The sequence below is a fragment of the Pseudomonas sp. LBUM1672 genome, assembly GCF_059695655.1.
The window spans coordinates 1,078,385-1,096,588 of record NZ_CP166781.1 but is presented as its reverse complement, the minus strand read 5'-3'; the positions used below and the strand labels follow the sequence as shown (position 1 = coordinate 1,096,588).

General features: G+C 59.1%; 11 protein-coding genes and 1 pseudogene. 9 read left to right on the top strand and 3 right to left on the bottom strand.

Annotated elements, in window-relative coordinates:
• The first annotated feature begins 27 nt into the window (after positions 1-27).
• From algK to ACA053_RS04775, 9 genes are all read left to right on the top strand, one after another.
• Positions 28-1,407, top strand: coding sequence for an alginate biosynthesis TPR repeat lipoprotein AlgK (algK, locus tag ACA053_RS04815; protein WP_497318180.1), 1,380 nt, complete (start codon positions 28-30; stop codon positions 1,405-1,407).
• The gene (locus ACA053_RS04810) at positions 1,404-2,891 is read left to right on the top strand and encodes an alginate export family protein (protein ID WP_497315731.1); all 1,488 of its coding nucleotides are present in this window, start codon (positions 1,404-1,406) and stop codon (positions 2,889-2,891) included. The genes algK and ACA053_RS04810 overlap by 4 nt, the downstream gene beginning before the upstream one ends.
• 26 nt (positions 2,892-2,917) lie before the next feature.
• Entirely contained in the window at positions 2,918-4,507 is a 1,590-nt protein-coding gene (gene algG / locus ACA053_RS04805) for a mannuronan 5-epimerase AlgG (RefSeq protein ID WP_497315729.1), read from the top strand.
• A gap of 10 nt (positions 4,508-4,517) precedes the next feature.
• Positions 4,518-5,966 carry an alginate O-acetyltransferase gene (locus ACA053_RS04800; RefSeq protein WP_109628072.1) on the top strand — a complete coding sequence of 483 codons (1,449 nt, stop codon included), beginning with the start codon at positions 4,518-4,520 and terminating at the stop codon, positions 5,964-5,966.
• 7 nt (positions 5,967-5,973) lie between these two features.
• On the top strand, positions 5,974-7,095 hold the full coding sequence (locus ACA053_RS04795; RefSeq protein WP_497315727.1) for a mannuronate-specific alginate lyase: 1,122 nt from the start codon (positions 5,974-5,976) through the stop codon (positions 7,093-7,095).
• Positions 7,096-7,245: 150 nt separating this feature from the next.
• On the top strand, positions 7,246-8,811 hold the full coding sequence (locus ACA053_RS04790) for an MBOAT family O-acyltransferase (protein WP_109628070.1): 1,566 nt from the start codon (positions 7,246-7,248) through the stop codon (positions 8,809-8,811).
• A gap of 11 nt (positions 8,812-8,822) precedes the next feature.
• A complete protein-coding gene (locus ACA053_RS04785) occupies positions 8,823-9,998 on the top strand; it encodes an alginate O-acetyltransferase (RefSeq protein ID WP_497394654.1) in 1,176 nt (391 codons plus the stop codon).
• Between the two features lie 17 nt (positions 9,999-10,015).
• Positions 10,016-10,669: an alginate O-acetyltransferase AlgF gene (locus tag ACA053_RS04780; RefSeq protein ID WP_042932354.1), complete on the top strand. Its 654-nt coding sequence runs from the start codon at positions 10,016-10,018 to the stop codon at positions 10,667-10,669.
• 260 nt (positions 10,670-10,929) lie between these two features.
• Positions 10,930-12,381: a mannose-1-phosphate guanylyltransferase/mannose-6-phosphate isomerase gene (locus ACA053_RS04775; RefSeq protein WP_109628068.1), complete on the top strand. Its 1,452-nt coding sequence runs from the start codon at positions 10,930-10,932 to the stop codon at positions 12,379-12,381.
• Positions 12,382-12,457: 76 nt separating this feature from the next.
• On the opposite strand, the gene ACA053_RS04770 is transcribed toward ACA053_RS04775, so the two are convergent.
• The 3 genes and pseudogenes from ACA053_RS04770 to ACA053_RS04760 form a co-directional block, all read right to left on the bottom strand.
• Positions 12,458-15,184, bottom strand: a complete 2,727-nt coding sequence (locus tag ACA053_RS04770; protein ID WP_497394653.1) for an RHS repeat domain-containing protein — start codon at positions 15,182-15,184, stop codon at positions 12,458-12,460.
• A 156-nt stretch (positions 15,185-15,340) separates the two neighbouring features.
• Entirely contained in the window at positions 15,341-16,099 is a 759-nt protein-coding gene (locus ACA053_RS04765) for a hypothetical protein (protein WP_497394652.1), read from the bottom strand.
• 109 nt (positions 16,100-16,208) lie between these two features.
• Positions 16,209-18,179 (bottom strand): annotated as a pseudogene (locus ACA053_RS04760) (RHS repeat domain-containing protein); the annotation flags it as partial.
• Positions 18,180-18,204 lie beyond the last annotated feature (25 nt).

Below are 18,204 nucleotides of genomic sequence, written 5' to 3'. Positions count from 1 at the left end.
TTGAATCGCCAGCAGGCTGGCTCCCACATGGGTACGGTGTGTGCTTTGGCCCTGGCCGTAAGCCTGGCCGGTTGCGCCGGCCTGCCCGACCAGCGTCTGGCCAACGAAGCCCTCAAGCGCGGCGACACCGCGCTGGCGGCGCAGAACTATCAGCAACTGGCAGACCTGGGTTACAGCGAAGCACAGGTTGGCCTGGCCGATATCCAGGTCGACAGCCGTGACCCGGCACAAATCAAACAGGCCGAGGCGACTTACCGCGCCGCGGCCAGCGTCTCGCCGCGGGCTCAGGCTCGCCTGGGTCGCCTGCTGGTGGCCAAGCCGGGTTCTACCGAAGCCGAACAGCACGAAGCCGAAGGCTTGTTGAAAAAAGCCTCGGCCGCTGGCGAAGGCAACACCCTGATCCCGCTGGCAATGCTGTACCTGCAATACCCGCACAGTTTCCCGAACGTCAACGCCCAGCAGCAGATCAGCCAATGGCGCGCCGAAGGCAAGCCGGAAGCGGGCCTGGCCCAAGTGCTGCTTTATCGCACCCAAGGCACTTACGACCAGCACCTGGACGAAGTGGAAACCATCTGCAAGGCCGCGTTGAACACCACCGACATCTGCTACGTCGAACTGGCCACGGTTTATCAGAAACAGGCCAAGCCTGAGCAACAGGCCGAGCTGATCAAGCAGATGCAAGCCGCTCATGCTCGCGGCACGGTCACTGCTCAACGCGTGGACAGCGTCGCTCGCGTATTGGGTGATGCGACCCTCGGCAAGACCGACGAGAAAACCGCTCAGACGCTGCTCGAAAGCATCGCTCCGGGCTACCCCGCTTCCTGGGTCAGCCTCGCGCAATTGCTCTACGACTTCCCGGAACTGGGCGACGTCGACACGATGATGAAGTACCTGGACAACGGCCGCGCCGCTGACCAGCCGCGTGCCGAACTGTTGCTGGGCAAGCTCTACTACGAAGGCAAAATGGTCCCGGCCGACGCGAAGGTCGCCGAAGAACACTTCAAGAAAGCCGTCGACAGAGAAGTGGCCGCCGATTACTACCTCGGCCAGATCTACCGTCGCGGTTACCTGGGCAAGGTTTATTCGCAGAAAGCGCTGGACCACCTGCTCAAGGCTGCGCGTAACGGCCAGAACAGCGCCGACTTCGCCATTGCCCAACTGTTTTCCCAAGGCAAGGGCACCAAGCCCGACCCGCTTAACGCTTACGTCTTCAGCCAATTGGCCAAGGCGCAGAACACCCCGCAAGCCACCGAGCTTGCACAAACACTCGAAGCGCAACTGCCGCCTGCCCAGCTCGCCGAGGCCCAACGTCTGTTGAAACAAGAACAGGCCGTTCGTGGTGCCTTGAGCCAGAACACGCTGGAACTGCACGCCCTGCAAGAAGAAGACGGCGAGGAATCCCTATGAAGCTGAATCCATTCGTTAAGGCCGGTATCGGCCTGTCATTCGCCCTCTTGTGGTCGTGCCCGACCCTGGCGGCCCTGACTGAAAACCAGAACTACGGCCTGGACGTGAAAATCACTGCCCAGTCCGAAGACGATACCGACCTGGGTACCGCGAGCGGCGGCGACGTCAACGGCGTCGGCCTCGACCTGCGTCCCTGGATCTACGGCGAGAGCGGCGCGTGGAGCGGATACGCGATGGGTCAGGCGGTGACGTCCACCGACATCATCGAGACCGACACCCTGCAGCAGTCCGACAGCGACGGCACCCAGGCCACCGACAACGGTGATCGCAAGAGCAAGAAAAACTACCTGGCGATGCGCGAGTTCTGGGTCGGCTACAGCGGCTTGACGCCGTACCCTGGCGAGATCCTCAAGCTCGGTCGTCAACGCCTGCGCAACGACGACGGCCAATGGCGCGACACCAACATTGAAGCCCTGAACTGGACCTTCGACACCACCCTGTTGCGCGCCAACGCCGGTGTCGCCGAACGCTTCAGCGAATACCGCACCGACCTCACCGAGCTGGCGCCCAAAGACAAGGATCGCCTGCACGCCTACGCCGATGCGGCGTATCAGTGGACGCCGGGCAACTGGGTCGGCATTCGCGGTCATCACACCCACGATGACGGCAAGCTCGACTATCCAGAGCCAGGTGTTCCTGCCGATTCTCTGGACAAGAAAGAGAACGGCGACATCAGCTGGATCGGCCTCACCGCCGACAGCGATGCCTACAACTGGCGCAACACCAACACTGTCAATTACTGGGGCAGCGTCACCGGCATGAACGGCGACCGCGACACGGTCAACCCGCTGAACGCCGACGGCACTCCGCCGGCACAAGCCAAGACCAGCGGTAACGTCGATGGCTGGGCCACTGACCTGGGCGTGCGTCTGCGCCTCGATCCGCAATGGCAAGTCGGTGCAGCCTATGCCCGCGCCAGTGCCGATTACGAACAGAACGGTCTGGAAAGCAACCGCTCGAACTACACCGGTACCCGTTCCCGTGTTCACCGTTTCGGCGAAGCCTTCCGTGGCGAAATGAACAACATGCAAACCGCGACGTTGTTCGGTTCGTGGATGCTCAACGACGAATACGACGCCAGCGTGATCTACCACAAATTCTGGCGTGTCGACGGCAACAAGCCAGTCGGCAGCAACGGCATCAACGCCGTGCAGAACGACACTGACGACGTGACCGGCGCCGTGCTCTCCAGCACGTCCCTGCCACTGGAAGATGGCAACAAAGACCTCGGCCAGGAAATGGACGTGGTCGTCACCAAGTACTTCAAGCAAGGCCTGCTGCCGGCCTCCCTGAGTCAGTCGATCGATGAGCCTTCGGCCCTCGTGCGTTTGCGTGGCGGTGTGTTCAAGCCGGGCGATGCGTATGGCAAAGGCGTCGACTCGTACATGCACCGCGCGTTTATCGACGTGATCTGGCGCTTCTGATGCGAACCGCGAAGGGAGTTCCTGACATGAACAGTCCGAAGAGAGGCTCATTGACCTTGCTGGCCGGCGCGATGCTGCTGGCAAGTTCGGCGGCCTTCGCCACGGCGGAGCCGTCAGCGCCCGTGCAGAAAGGGCAGCCGGCGACCATCGCCAAGGGCCTGCAACAGGCCAAGACCTACACCGTCAGCAGCGCACCGACCGAGCCGCTGGAACTGGCTGCGCCGAAACTGCCGGACACCTCCGGCTACACCGCCGAAGCCATCGCCGCGAAGATCGTGCGCACCAAGGCCGGCAAGATCAGCGTGCGTCGGATGATGCAGGAAGACGCGCTGAAGGACTTCATCGGCGGCGACAACAAGATGGCTGAATGGGTGGTGCGTCAGCACGGTATCCCGCAGGCGATCTTCGTCGACGACGGCTACATGAACCTCAAGGACCTGGCGAAGAAACTGCCCAAGCAGTACTTCAGCGAAACCTCGCCGGGCGTGTTCCTGGCGAAGCTGCCGATCGTGGTCGGCAAGAACGGCATCCTGGAAATCGACAAGCAGACCCAGGAATTGCGCCTGTCCCAAGAAGCCGGCTCGTTCCTGGTCAACGACGGCCAGCTGTTCGTGCGTGATACCAAAATCACTGGCTGGAGCGAGAAGGCAAACGGCCCGGCGGCCTTCAAGTCGCCCAAGGAATTCCGTCCGTTCCTGCTGTCCTGGGGCGGCACCGAGACCTACATCGCCAACAGTAAGATCGCCAGTTTCGGCTATGCCAACAGTAAGTCCTACGGTGTGAGTATTTCCCAGTACACGCCGAACATGGCCAAGGTGCTCAAGCGCCCTGAACCGACTGGCTGGATCGTCGGCTCCGAGTTCTCGGACATGTGGTACGGCTTCTACTGCTACGAAACCCGCGACTTCGTGGTCAAGGGCAACACCTACAAAGACAACATCGTCTACGGCATTGACCCGCATGACCGTTCACACGGTCTGATCATCGCTGACAACACCGTTTACGGGACCAAGAAGAAGCACGGGATCATTATTTCCCGTGAGGTCAACGACAGCTTCATCTTCAACAACCGCAGCTACGACAACAAGTTGTCGGGCCTGGTGATCGACCGTAACAGCGTTAACAACCTGATCGCCTACAACGAGATCTACAAGAACCACACGGACGGCATCACCCTCTACGAGAGTGGCGACAATCTGATTTACGGCAACAAGGTAATCAGCAACCGTCGCCACGGCATCCGGATTCGTAACAGCGTGAACATCCGCCTCTACGAAAACCTCGCCATGGCCAACGGCCTGACCGGCGTCTACGGCCACATCAAGGACCTGAGCGACACCGACCGGGACATCAAGCTCGACCCGTTCGACGCCCAGGTGTCGCTGATCATCGTCGGCGGCGAACTGGCCGGCAACGGCAGCGGACCGCTGTCAATCGACTCGCCGCTGAGCGTCGAGTTGTATCGCGTGTCCATGCTCGCGCCGACCAAATCCAGCGGCATCAGCTTCAACGGGATTCTTGGCGAGCGCCAGGATGAAATTCTCGACCTGCTGGTGCGCCAGCAGAAAGCCGTGCTGATCGACCCTGTCGAACGCCAGACCGAAATGCAGGACTGAGGATAATTTTATGCACCCACACTTGATCAAATTACTCAGCCTGTCGGCCCTGACCGCCGGCATTCTCGCGGCCAGCGCCGGCGTCCGGGCCGATGAAGTCAAAGCCCCTAGTTTCAGTGCTGAACCGTGCTGCAACCTGTGCCCCGAAGCTCACGACGCGAAGAACTACACCACGCGCTACCAGCAGAACTTCACCACGCTGGTGCAGGCTCAGGGCGACTGGCTGTTCCGTACGCAAGAAGACTTGCGCACCGAATTCGACACCACCCCCGCCGGCTACAAACGCATGAAAGAACTGCACGATGCGTTCAAGAGCAAAGGCGTGGAACTGGTCGTCGTTTACCAGCCGACCCGTGGCCTGGTGAACCGCAACAAGCTCAATCCGGAAGACAAAGCCAAGTTCGATTTCGACAAGGCGCTGAAGAACTACAAGACCATGCTCGGCCGTTTCGCCGCCATGGGTTATGTGGTGCCGGACCTGTCGCCGCTGACCAACGAATCGCTGCCCGACACCCTGCCGGCCCACGACTTCTACTTCCGCGGCGACCAACACTGGACGCCGTATGGCGCCCAGCGCACAGCGAAAATCGTCGGCGAGAAAATCAAGCAATTGCCTGAGTTCGCGGACATTCCCAAGCGCGAGTTCGAGAGCCATAAGTCGGGTCGCATGGGCAAGACCGGAACATTACACAACATGGCCGGTCAACTCTGTGGCACCAGCTACGCGATCCAGTACATGGATCAGTTCACCACCGAGCCAAAGGGCGAAGCCGCCGACGGCGACCTGTTCAGTGACTCCGGCAATCCAGAGATCACCCTGGTCGGCACCAGCCACAGTGGCAAGAACTACAACTTCGCCGGTTTCCTCGAAGAGGCCATCGGCGCCGACATCCTCAACGTGGCGTTCCCCGGCGGTGGCCTAGAAGGTTCGATGCTGCAGTACCTGGGCAGCGAAGAGTTCCAGACCAAGCCGCCGAAGATTCTGATCTGGGAATTCTCGCCGCTCTATCGCCTAGACCAGGAAACCACCTACCGCCAGATGATGGCGTTGCTGGACAACGGTTGCGAAGGAAAGGATGCACAGATGACCGGCAGCACCACGTTGAAACCGGGCAAGAACGAATTAATGGTCAACAGCAAGAACCTGAACCTGCAAAACGGCAGTCACCAGGTCGACATCCAGTTCGCCGATGCGTCGGTGAAAGTCCTGCAAGCCACCCTCTGGTACATGAACGGTCGCCACGAGGACATCAAAATCGAAAAACCGGAAACTTCCGACACCGACGGGCGCTTTGCCTTTGAGTTGCGTACGGACGAAGACTGGGCCACGCAGAATTTGCTGGCCGTCGAAATCCAGGGCCCTGAAGCAGGTGCCACGCCACAGAAAGTCGAAGCGAAAATCTGCAAACGCAACGTATTCCCTGGCGCTGGGCAGCGTACCGCTTCGGCCGGGCAATGAGGCAATTATGCAAACCCGAACTTTGAAAAGATTACTCGCACCGTCACTGCTGACGCTGGCGATGTTCGCCGGCGCCACGCAGGCCGCCGCGCCCCTTCGTCCGCCCCAGGGCTACTTCGCGCCGATTGAAAAAGTCAAAACCGGCGACAAGAGCGAAGGCTGTGATGCGGTGCCGACGCCGTATACCGGTTCGCTGCAATTTCGCAGCAAGTACGAAGGCTCCGACAAGGCCCGTTCGACCCTGAACGAAGCCTCGGAAAAAGCCTTCCGCGACACCACCGCCGACATCACCAAGATTGAGCGCGGCACCAGCAAGCGCGTGATGCAGTACATGCGTGACGGTCGTCCGGAACAACTGGAATGCACCTTGAACTGGTTGACCGCCTGGGCCAAGGCCGATGCATTGATGTCCAAGGACTTCAACCACACCGGCAAGTCCATGCGCAAATGGGCGTTGGGCAGCATGGCGTCTTCGTACCTGCGCCTGAAGTTCTCCGACTCGCATCCGTTGGCCAACCATCAGCAAGAGTCGCAGTTGATTGAAGCCTGGTTCAGCAAAATGGCGGATCAGGTGGTCAGCGATTGGGACAACCTGCCGCTGGAAAAAACCAACAACCACTCGTACTGGTCCGCCTGGTCGGTGATGGCAACGTCCATCGCCACCAACCGCCGCGACCTGTTCGACTGGTCGGTGAAGGAATTCAAGGTCGCCGCCAATCAAATTGACGCCCAGGGTTTCCTGCCCAACGAACTCAAGCGCCAGCAACGCGCCCTCGCCTATCACAACTACGCCCTGCCGCCGCTGGCGATGATCGCCAGTTTTGCGCAGGTCAACGGTGTGGATTTGCGCCAGGAAAACAACGGCGCGCTGAAACGCCTGGGTGATCGAGTGCTGTCGGGGGTTGAAGACCCGGACGAATTCGAGAAGAAGAACGGTAAAGAACAGGACATGACCGACCTCAAGGTCGATTCGAAATTCGCCTGGCTGGAACCGTTCTGCACGCTCTACACCTGCTCGCCGGATGTGCTCGAGAAAAAACACGAGATGCAGCCGTTCAAGACCTTCCGCCTCGGGGGTGACCTGACCAAGGTCTACGACCCGGCCAACGAGAAAGGCAAAGGTTCTTAGGGCCAACACATAACCCCTGTGGGAGCGGGCTTGCTCGCTCCCACTAGGGTCAGTGCAAGATTTGAGTTGAGTGATATTCCCTCGGTTTTCGGTGGGGGGTTTGGGGGGGCCGTTGGCCCTTGACTGTTGGTTAAACATGGAGAGACCGGGATGGTATTTTCATCCAACGTGTTCCTGTTTTTGTTCCTGCCGATCTTTCTCGGCATGTACTACTTAAGCGGAATACGCTATCGCAACCTGCTGCTGCTGCTCGCCAGCTATGTGTTCTATGCCTGGTGGCGCGTGGACTTCCTCGCGCTGTTCGCCGCCGTCACGCTGTGGAACTACTGGATCGGCCTCAAAGTCGGCGCCGCAGGCGTTCGAACCAAACCGGCCCAGCGCTGGCTGCTGCTCGGCGTGGGCGTCGACCTGTGCATCCTCGGCTACTTCAAGTACGCCAACTTCGGCGTCGACAGCATCAACGCGATGATGACGTCGGTGGGTCTTTCGCCGTTCATCCTGACCCACGTGCTGTTGCCGATCGGGATCTCGTTCTACATCTTCGAGTCCATCAGCTACATCATCGACGTCTACCGTGGCGACACGCCGGCAACGCGCAACCTGATCGACTTTGCGGCGTTCGTGGCGATCTTCCCGCACCTGATTGCCGGCCCGGTTTTGCGTTTTCGCGACCTCGCCGACCAGTTCAACAACCGCACCCACACCCTCGACAAGTTCTCCGAAGGTGCCACGCGGTTCATGCAGGGTTTCATCAAGAAGGTCTTCATCGCCGACACACTCGCGGTGGTGGCCGACCATTGCTTCGCCTTGCAGAACCCGACGACGGGCGATGCCTGGCTGGGCGCCCTCGCCTACACCGCGCAGTTGTATTTCGACTTCTCCGGCTACAGCGACATGGCCATCGGCCTGGGCTTGATGATGGGTTTCCGCTTCATGGAAAACTTCAAACAGCCGTACATCAGCCAGTCGATCACCGAGTTCTGGCGGCGCTGGCACATCAGCCTGTCCACCTGGCTGCGTGACTACCTGTACATCACGCTGGGCGGCAATCGCAAAGGCACGCTGATGACCTATCGCAACCTGTTCCTGACCATGCTGCTCGGTGGTCTGTGGCACGGCGCGAACATCACCTACATCATCTGGGGCGCCTGGCACGGCATGTGGCTGGCGATCGAAAAGGCCCTGGGCCTGAACACCTCGCCACGCAGCATCAACCCGATCCGCTGGGCGCTGACCTTCCTGCTCGTGGTCATGGGCTGGGTGATCTTCCGCTCGGAAAACCTGCACGTTGCCGGTCGTATGTACGGCGCGATGTTCAGCTTCGGCGAATGGTCACTGTCGGAACTCAACGCGGCCAGCCTCACCGGCCTGCAAGTGGCAACCCTGGTGGTGGCTTACATGACCCTGGCGTTCTTCGGCATCCGCGATTTCTACAGCAACCTGCCGCCTGAGAAGACCAAGCCTGTGGTCAACGTCGAGGCCGACGGCCCTGCCGCTGCCACGCCAGGAATGATCAAAGCCGTACCGGGCGACAACCCGACCAGCATCCATGAGCCTGGCTACACCGTTGGCGTTGAAGCCACCGTGCAACCGGCCTACTGGACGGCGGACTGGTCCCGTTACGTGATGCGCACGCTGGTCCTGGTGCTGTTCATCGCCTCGATTTTCAAACTCTCGGCGCAAAGCTTCTCGCCGTTCCTTTACTTCCAGTTCTGAGGGATCTGACCATGACCCGCTCATTACGTATCTTCTACATCGCCCTGTTCATGGTGACCCTGCTGGTGCTGGGCCTGTGGTCGACGCGCAGCTTCTTCGGCTTCAGCACCAACGCCGATGCGACGGTGCTCAATGGCCGCTGGGCCAAAGCCGTGGAAACGCACTACGACGAAGAGTTCCCGATCAAGCGCCTGGGCACCAACCTTTGGGCTGCGCTGGATTTCAAACTGTTCAACGAAGGTCGTCCGGGCGTCGTGCTCGGCCGCGATCAATGGTTGTACAGCGATGAAGAATTCAACCCGATCGTCAACGAAGAGTTGAACCTGCAAGGCAACTACGCGCTCGTAGAAGGCGTACGTCAGGAACTCAAGGCCAAAGGCGTGAAACTGGTGATGGCGATCGTGCCGGCCAAGACTCGCCTGTACCCGGAACACCTGGGCCAAGTGAAGCCTTCGAGCATTCACGCCAACCTCTATGAAGACTTCCACGCTCGAGTGGCGGCCAACAAGATCATCGCGCCCGACCTGTTCGGTCCGATGCTGAAAGCCAAGCTCGACGGTCAGCAAGTGTTCTTGCGCACCGACACTCACTGGACCCCGGAAGGCGCACAAATCGCCGCCGAGACTCTGGCCAAGACCATTGCCGAGAAGACCCCGCTCAGCGGCGAGCCGCAACGCTTCGTCACCGAAGCTGCGGAGAACGTTACGCACAAGGGCGACCTGCGGTTGTTCCTGCCGCTGGACCCGCTGTTCGAAAACCTGATGCCGAAGACCGAACCGTTGCAAAAGCGCAACACCGTGGTCGCGCAAGACCAGCCTGCCGGTGATGACGCGCTGTTCGCCAACACTGAAGTGCCGGTGGCCCTGATTGGCACCAGCTACAGCGCCAACCCTAACTGGAACTTCGTCGGTGCGCTGAAACAAGCGCTGAACAGCGACGTGGTCAATTACGCCGAAGACGGCCACGGCCCGATTCTGCCGATGCTCAGCTACCTGAAAAGTGATGCTTTCAAGAACAGCCCGCCACAGGTGCTGATCTGGGAGTTTCCTGAACGTTATCTGCCTGTGAACAACGAAATCGGCGACGCCGACCCGCAGTGGGTCGCAGAGCTCAAAGAAGCCGGCGCCCGCCAACAAAACGTAGCCGCAAACACTAAATCCGAGACGCCCGACCGGGCGCAAAACTGAAAGAGAGAGGTACTACCATGACTTTCACTACTACTCCTCGCCGTCTCGCCAAGACCTTTGCACTTGTTGCTGGCATGAGCGTGTTGTCGATGTCCGCCTTCGCTGGTGACGCTGCACTCTACGGCCCGACTGCACCGAAAGGTTCGAGCTTCGTCCGTGTCTACAACGCCGGTAACGCTGAAGTCAGCGCCACCGTCGGCAGCACCAACCTGGCCGAAGTCGCGCCGCTGTCCAGCACCGACTTCAGCTTCATGCCGGGCGGCGACTACAGCGCCAAGGTCGGCAGCCAGACGCTGCCGGTGAAACTGGCCGGCGATCACTATTACACCCTGGTCAACAACGCCAGCGGCGCGCCGCAACTGATCGAAGAGCCGCCGTTCAAGAACAAGCAGAAATCCCTGGTTCGCGTACAGAACCTCAGCGACAAGGCCCTGACCCTGAAAACCGCTGACGGCAAGACCGAAGTGGTTCCGTCCGTAGCGGCCAAGGGCCGTGGCGAGCGTGAAATCAACCCGGTCAAAGTCAGCCTGGCCCTGTATGACGGCGCCACCAAAGTCGGCGACGTGAAACCGGTTGCCCTGGAACGCGGTGAAGCCGCCGTGCTGTACGTCACAGGCAAAGGCAGCAGCCTGTCGCCAGTCTGGGTAAAACGCCCGGTTTCGACGCGCTAAATAATTCGTCAGGACGGTGATCCCTCTGTAGCAGCTGGCGAAGCCTGCGTCCGGCTGCGCAGCAGTCGTAAAACCGGCACATTCGGTCTTTCAGAGAGACCGAGTTGCCAGGATAACGACCGCTTCGCGCTCGAACGCAGCCTCGCAGGCTCGGCAGCTGCTACAGAGATCGGTGAGACGGCCTGGCTACGGAATAAGAACAAGAGTGAAACGACAGAACGCAGTAGCTCTGACCCATACGATTTTCAAGGAGTAACAACATGATTCCGGTGATCTTGTCAGGTGGTAGCGGCTCACGTCTTTGGCCGCTTTCCCGTAAGCAGTTCCCTAAACAGTTCCTCGCCCTGACCGGCGAACACACGCTGTTCCAGCAAACCCTGGAACGCCTGGTGTTTGAAGGCATGGACACCCCGATCGTGGTTTGCAACAAAGACCACCGCTTCATCGTCAACGAGCAGTTGACCAACCGTAAACTGGAAACCCAGCGCATCCTGATGGAACCGTTCGGCCGCAACACGGCGCCGGCCGTGGCCCTGACCGCGATGATGCTGGTCAACGAAGGTCGTGACGAGCTGATGCTGGTGCTGCCGGCCGACCACGTACTGGACGACCAGAAAGCCTTGCAACGCGCCCTGGCCCTGGCCACCGTCGCGGCCGAAAACGGCGAAATGGTGCTGTTCGGCGTACCGGCCACCAAACCGGAAACCGGCTACGGCTACATCAAGTCGACCAATGACTCGCTGCTGCCCGAAGGCGTCAGCCGCGTCTCGCACTTCGTCGAAAAACCGGACGTGAAACGCGCCACCGAGTTCGTCCAGTCCGGCGGCTATTTCTGGAACAGCGGTATGTTCCTGTTCCGCGCCAGCCGCTTCCTGGAAGAGCTGAAAAAGCACGATCCGGACATCTACGACACCTGCCTGCTGACGCTTGAGCGCAGCGAACAGGATGCCGACACCGTCACCATCGACGAAGCCACGTTCGCCTGCTGCCCGGACAATTCCATCGACTACTCGGTGATGGAAAAAACCCAGCGCGCCTGCGTCGTACCGCTGACCGCCGGCTGGAGCGATGTCGGTTGCTGGGCGTCGCTGTGGGAAGTGAATGACAAAGACGTCAACGGTAACGTCACCAAAGGCGACGTGGTCATTCAGGACAGCAAAAACTGCATGATCCACGGCAACGGCAAACTGGTGTCGGTGATCGGCCTGGAAAACATCGTGGTCGTCGAAACCAAGGACGCCATGATGATCGCCCACAAGGACTCGGTCCAAGGCGTAAAACAAATGGTCAACACCCTGAACGAACAGGGCCGCACCGAAACCCAGAACCACTGCGAAGTCTATCGTCCGTGGGGCTCCTACGACTCGGTCGACATGGGCGGCCGTTTCCAGGTCAAGCACATCTCGGTCAAGCCGGGCGCGTGCCTGTCGCTGCAAATGCACCACCACCGCGCCGAACACTGGATCGTGGTCAGCGGCACCGCCGAAGTGACCTGCGACGAAAACGTGTTCCTGCTCTGCGAGAACCAGTCGACCTACATCCCGATCGCTTCGGTTCACCGTCTGCGCAACCCGGGCAAGATTCCACTCGAGATCATCGAAGTGCAATCGGGCAGCTACCTGGGCGAAGACGATATCGAGCGCTTTGAAGATATCTACGGTCGCTCCACCCCGATCGAACGCGGCGTGTCGGTGAAAACCATCGCGCAGTAAGCGTTAAGCAAAACCAGAAGCCCCCGTCCAGTCCGCTGCGTTTTCCCTATCCGCAGCGGGTTGGGCGGTTTTTTGTTTAACTGACTAACTTAGCGCCAAACCTTATTGCGATTTTGGCGGAGCGCGGATTGATCGCCTCGGTCTGAACTTTCGAAACGTTCATCTTTTTTGACACATTCGTTATAGATTGCACCGTCAAGTAAGTACCTATCCCTCGCATATGGGGTAGTCGTCCTGCCGCACCAGTGCTCCCCACCTTCGACCCTGATTGTTCCTCGTCCCCTTGCGTATCAGGGTGGACGACGGTTTGAACGACCGTTACCTCCGTCTTTCCTTTTTCCGTAAAAGTGCTTAATTCGGAGATACCGTAAATTTCTCGTTGCTCAGGCAATTTATACTTATCCGCCCTTTTCACAACAACAAAGAATCGTCGTTCAACGGACATATCAGGATGCCGGTTCGGTGAGTCCAGAGCGTTCGCCCCCTCCACAAAGGTGTCATTTGCGCTTCGCAACATGTAGCCCGAAACACTTTTTCCAAGGCTATTGTTAGATTCTTCTTTCACTCCGTTCTTGAGCGAAGAAACGTTAGAGCGCCGACTATAAATGTCCTTGTAGTTTTTCAGATTATTTTTTACCTCGTCACCTACCACCAGGTATTTGCTGTCCGAATTTACCTCCACGACCTTAAATTCACCTGACTTTTTATATTTCCCGGACGCGATATCAAGCACGCTGATTTTCTTCAGTTGAGCTAATTTCAGCGCCAGTTTCTCCTTCAACCCTACATTCACTACATAGTTCCCGGTGTTTTGCAGCCCATTCATATCCCATAACGTCATTGGGTTATTAATGACCATCGCATACAAATTCAGACCATCGACATCCCCCGCCGGATCCGGATTCAGCCAACGCTGCAACCACGGGATGTAATAGCGGTACCCGTAGTAATAAAGCCCCGTCGCATCTCGCTCCTTCCCCGAATACCGATCTGTTTTGTAATCCCCATCGGTGTCGTTCGGGCCGGCAGACCAAGCTGTTGCGCCAAAGGGGTAGTAAGTTTCCTGACTGATGATTTGCGCATCGTCGGTCAGTTCCACGTTGCAGGAGTTGAGGTGATCGATCAGGGTGAAGCGGTACTGATCGTTGACGCCTGACGGTGGAGCGCTTTCCCAATGCAGCACCCGAACACTATTGAGCCCGGCCTGCGCGATGATGACCTGTCGCACCTTCCCTGTGCCGCTGTCGGTGCGAATTTCCAACCCCGGTAAATAGCGGACTTCAGCCACCACGGTCCGAGCATTGGTCTGCAACGAGCGAATTTTGCGCACCCGCTGACCGCCGCCATCGTAGAGATAGTGCTCACAGTCATTGCGCCCGGAATCGCGCTCCACCGGGCAGACCGACGCCAGTTCATTACGCAGATTCCAGGTCAGAAACCGCCCCGGGTCCAGCTCCAGTAAATTACCGTTGGCATCGAATGCAGCGGCGATGTCCTCTTCCGTCGGCGGCACACCGTTGCGCCAGGGCAGGCAGCGATTGCTGTAACGCGCGGTTGATAGTTCACGGCCCGGGGCTTGTGCGCCGACATGCGTCAACTTCAGCAGGTTGCCGCCCTCGTCGTAGCGGTAGGTCTGCTGGTAATTGCTGACCGCCGCCGGATCAGTACGAACGACCGATTCCGGCCCCTGGTTGGAGCTGCCCGCCTCCCAGCCAAACGCCTGGATCAACTGATAAAGACTGTCGTAGATAAAGCGACTGACGGGATCAATACGCTGATTGTTGAAGTAGCGCACCGGCAGTGCCTTGTCTTCGATACTCAGCACGTTGCCCATTCGGTCGTAGCTATAGAACAGATGCTGCAGCAATCCGGCCCGATCACTGTCCGCTCGCCGCTCCAGCAGGCGACCATCCTCGGGGCCATACGTGAGCGTTGTTCGTACGCCATTACCCGCGACTTCGCGCAGGGTCTGGCCGTCGGCGTTGTACTCGATCTCGCTGACCAGTGTTTGCCAAGTGGTTTTGCCGGCCAGCTTCAAGGCGCTTTGGCGCAGCCGGCCATCCAGGGTGAAGGCGAAGGCCTGGCAGTTCTGCCGGGCATCGACCGTTTCCAGCACATTCCCCAGCGGCCCGTAACGCCACGTCGAAACGGCACCCTCGCCCGGCTCCAGCAGTGTTTGTCGATCGGCTATCGGCTCCGGCCAATCCGGTGCAACGGCGTCAAGGGTGAAGTGCTGAATGTGCCGGGTGCACTGGCCGGTGATCGCAAACGCCTCAAACAGCACGGTCCCGCCGGGGCTGTCCTGACGAATCAACTGCCCGCATTGATTACGATCGCGGTTAACCGGATCGGCGCCACCGTATTCCATACGTTCGGTACATCGGGGTGGCTGCGTGGCAACGTGCTCGAATACGGCCACAGGGCGAAGCCGGTCGTCGTAGTGAATCTCGCGTCGGGTACCGCGACTGTCCCAGCCTTGCAGCACTTCCTTGGCCGGGCCGAGAAGGCTGGTCTGTGAGCCGGCATCGACACTGACCGTGCAGACGGGATGACCGGTCAGCGAATGCACGGTCGTGAGATTGGCAGGCGTGGAGAGATCGTCCTTTTGCGACGCCCACAGCCGCGGATCCCACAGCTCCCTTGCAAAACCTGCGGCATCGTAGGCGGTGCGATTGATGCGCGCCAGCGCGGTGGCGCTTTCGTCTTCGCGCCAATAATCAACCGAACGAACCGGCAGCCCTCGCGGATCGACGGCGAACAATCGGGGTGTGTTGTAGTGCATTCCTGCTGCCGCAGCCTGCATGCCGATTCGTCCCTGTTTGCCTGCGGTTATCTAACTCCGCATGCTCAGGGCTGGCTACTGTCAGAAATTACAGTACCGACCAACGGTGATCGCGATTGATCCTTGAGTGTCAACTCCCGCAGCGGACTGGGCGGGAGCTTTTTTTGTCCCACCGATTTACTGCCTGGCGGTGACAACCTTTTTGTTCATGGTTTTTCTGACCTTGGTACGCTCGAACACATTCACACAAGACTTCGCTGCGCCAAAAAAACCTCGCTGGGTCGGGGAATACTTTCCGATGGTCGCTGCACCTTGAAGGGTTTGATAATGAATGTCCCACGCCTTTGTTTTTCGGTCGTACTTCATGAACGCGAACCCGGTTGTCTCTGTGATCACATTGTTGTTTTCATCAACATCAAATCCATAATCGGTAAATTCCATCGCTGCGCTGAGCCCCATTCCGTGCTCAGCGGAAGGTAACCTGTTGTATTGCGCATCTTCTTTTGCACCCTCTACGTGCCTCACCCGCAATACATTGTCGTTGAGCTGATCGACCGTCAGCGAGCAACCACTGAAACCCGGTGTAAAGAGAAACTCGGCGTCCGTGCCTTGGGGATGGACAGGTATGTCTACATACCCTCCCTGCGCAGCCCAATAGCCGGAGACTGCACTGGATTGTTCAGGCATTTCACCGGCAGCGATATCGACAACCTTGAGGGCATTGAACTCACCCTTCGCCGCGCCGGAATACGTCATCCGCTGCATTGAAAATATAAAACTGGCGCCACCTTCTTTATTCGCCAGTTGCGAGCTGACCTGCGGTGAATAGGCGACTTTCGTTGACATCAGCAAGTCGGTGTTAACCCCCACACGGCTAAACTCAGGTATCGATAATGCCTTGCGGATATCCGCTGACTGCCCCGTGAATGGCACCATGTATAGGTTTTCCCGCATCAACGGGCTTGGCACCCGGCACTGTGCGTTCATTACCCACGGCGATGACCGGAGTCCGTAAGCCGTTACTCAAGGGCTCTTTCGAAATGGCTCCACTATCATCAATAAGGCTGACCGGGTTGTTTCGAGTCATCCAATACAGATTCAGTCCATCCACATCTCCCGCGGGGTCCGGATTCAGCCAACGGAACAACCACGGCACGTAGTACCTGAAACCGTAGTAATAAAACCCGGTCGCATCCCGCTCCTTGCCCGAGTAGCGAGCGGTTTTGTAGCTGACTTCGATCACATCATCCCCGGCCAGGCAGGCCGTCTCGCCGTAGGGGTAGAAGTTTTCCCGGCTGATAATTCGCCCATCATCGGCCAACTCCAGGCTGATCGAGCCCAAATGATCGGTGAAGCAGTACCGATATTGGTCGTTTGTTCCCGAAGGCGGGGGGCTATCCCAATGCAACACCCGCACGGTGTTGAGACCGGCCTGTGCGGTGATGACCTGCAGCACCTCCCCGGTACCGCTGTCGGTGCGAAGTTCCAGCCCCGGTAAATAGCGGACTTCAGCCACCACGGTCCGGGCATTGGTCTGCAACGAACGAATTTTGCGCACCCGCTGACCGCCGCCATCGTAGAGATAGAGCTCACAGTCATTGCGCCCGGACGCGCGTTCCACCGGGCAGACCGACGCCAATTCATTACGCAGATTCCAGGTCAGAAACCGCCCCGGGTCCAGCTCCAGTAAATTACCGTTGGCATCGAATGCAGCGGCGATTTCCTCTTCCGTCGGTGGCACACCGTTGCGCCAGGGCAGGCAGCGATTGCTGTAAAGCGCGGCGGTCAATTCACGCCCAGGGTTTTGTGCGCCGACATGCGTCAACTTCAGCAGGTTGCCGCCCTCGTCGTAGCGGTAGGTCTGCTGGTAATTGCTGACCGCCGCCGGATCAGTACGAACGACCGATTCCGGCCCCTGGTTGGGGCTGCCCGCCTCCCAGCCAAACGCCTGGATCAATTGATAAAGACTGTCGTAGATAAAGCGACTGACGGGATCAATACGCTGGTTGTTGAAGTAACGCACCGGCAGTGCCTTGTCTTCGATACTCAGCACGTTGCCCATTCGGTCGTAGCTATAGAACAGATGCTGCAGCAATCCGGCGCGATCACTGTCCGCTCGCCGCTCCAGCAGGCGACCATCCTCGGGGCCATACGTGAGCGTTGTTCGTACGCCGTTACCCGCGACTTCGCGCAGGGTCTGTCCGTCGGCGTTGTACTCGATCTCGCTGACCAGTGTTTGCCAAGTGGTTTTGCCGCCCAGCTTCAAGGCGCTTTGGCGTAGCCGGGCATCAAGGGTGAAGGCAAAGACCTGGCAGTTCTGCCGGGCATCGACCGTTTCCAGCACATTCCCCAACGGCCCGTAACGCCACGTTGAAACGGCACCCGCGCCCGGCTCCAGCAGTGTTTGTCGATCCGCTATTCGCTCCGGCCAATCCGGTGCAACGGCGTCGAGGGTGAAGTGCTGAATGTGCCGGGTGCACTGGCCGGTGATCGCAAACGCCTCAAACAGCACGGTCCCGCCGGGACTGTCCTGACGAATCAACTGCCCGCATTGATTACGATCGCGGTTAACCGGATCGGCGCCACCATATTCCATACGTTCGGTACATCGGGGTGGCTGCGTGGCAACGTGCTCGAATACGGCCACAGGGCGAAGCCGGTCGTCGTAGTGAATCTCGCGTCGGGTACCGCGACTGTCCCAGCGTTGCAGCACTTCATTGGCCGGGCCGAGAAGGCTGGTCTGTGAGCCGGCATCGACACTGACCGTGCAGACGGGATGACCGGTCAGCGAATGCACGGTCGTGAGATTGGCGGGCGCCATCGGCTCTTGTTGCTGTAGCCGCCAGAGCCGTGAATCCCACTGTTTTACCGTGCCCCCAGCGGCATTGTGCAAGGTGCGGTTGATGCGAGCCTGAGCCGGGGCACCCTCGACCTCGCGCCAGTAATCCACGTAACGGATCGACAGTCCTCGCGGATCGACGGCGAACAATCGGGGGGTGTTGTAGTGCATTCCCACTGCCGCAGCCTGCATGCCGATTCGT

Bases quoted from the DNA above. Each gene is read 5' to 3' on its own strand.
- algK (WP_497318180.1), top strand. From the start codon at position 28: ATGGGTACGGTGTGTGCTTTGGCCCTGGCCGTAAGCCTGGCCGGTTGC.
- ACA053_RS04810 (WP_497315731.1), top strand. From the start codon at position 1,404: ATGAAGCTGAATCCATTCGTTAAGGCCGGTATCGGCCTGTCATTCGCC.
- algG (WP_497315729.1), top strand. From the start codon at position 2,918: ATGAACAGTCCGAAGAGAGGCTCATTGACCTTGCTGGCCGGCGCGATG.
- ACA053_RS04800 (WP_109628072.1), top strand. From the start codon at position 4,518: ATGCACCCACACTTGATCAAATTACTCAGCCTGTCGGCCCTGACCGCC.
- ACA053_RS04795 (WP_497315727.1), top strand. From the start codon at position 5,974: ATGCAAACCCGAACTTTGAAAAGATTACTCGCACCGTCACTGCTGACG.
- ACA053_RS04790 (WP_109628070.1), top strand. From the start codon at position 7,246: ATGGTATTTTCATCCAACGTGTTCCTGTTTTTGTTCCTGCCGATCTTT.
- ACA053_RS04785 (WP_497394654.1), top strand. From the start codon at position 8,823: ATGACCCGCTCATTACGTATCTTCTACATCGCCCTGTTCATGGTGACC.
- ACA053_RS04780 (WP_042932354.1), top strand. From the start codon at position 10,016: ATGACTTTCACTACTACTCCTCGCCGTCTCGCCAAGACCTTTGCACTT.
- ACA053_RS04775 (WP_109628068.1), top strand. From the start codon at position 10,930: ATGATTCCGGTGATCTTGTCAGGTGGTAGCGGCTCACGTCTTTGGCCG.
- ACA053_RS04770 (WP_497394653.1), bottom strand. From the start codon at position 15,184: ATGCAGGCTGCGGCAGCAGGAATGCACTACAACACACCCCGATTGTTC.
- ACA053_RS04765 (WP_497394652.1), bottom strand. From the start codon at position 16,099: ATGGTGCCATTCACGGGGCAGTCAGCGGATATCCGCAAGGCATTATCG.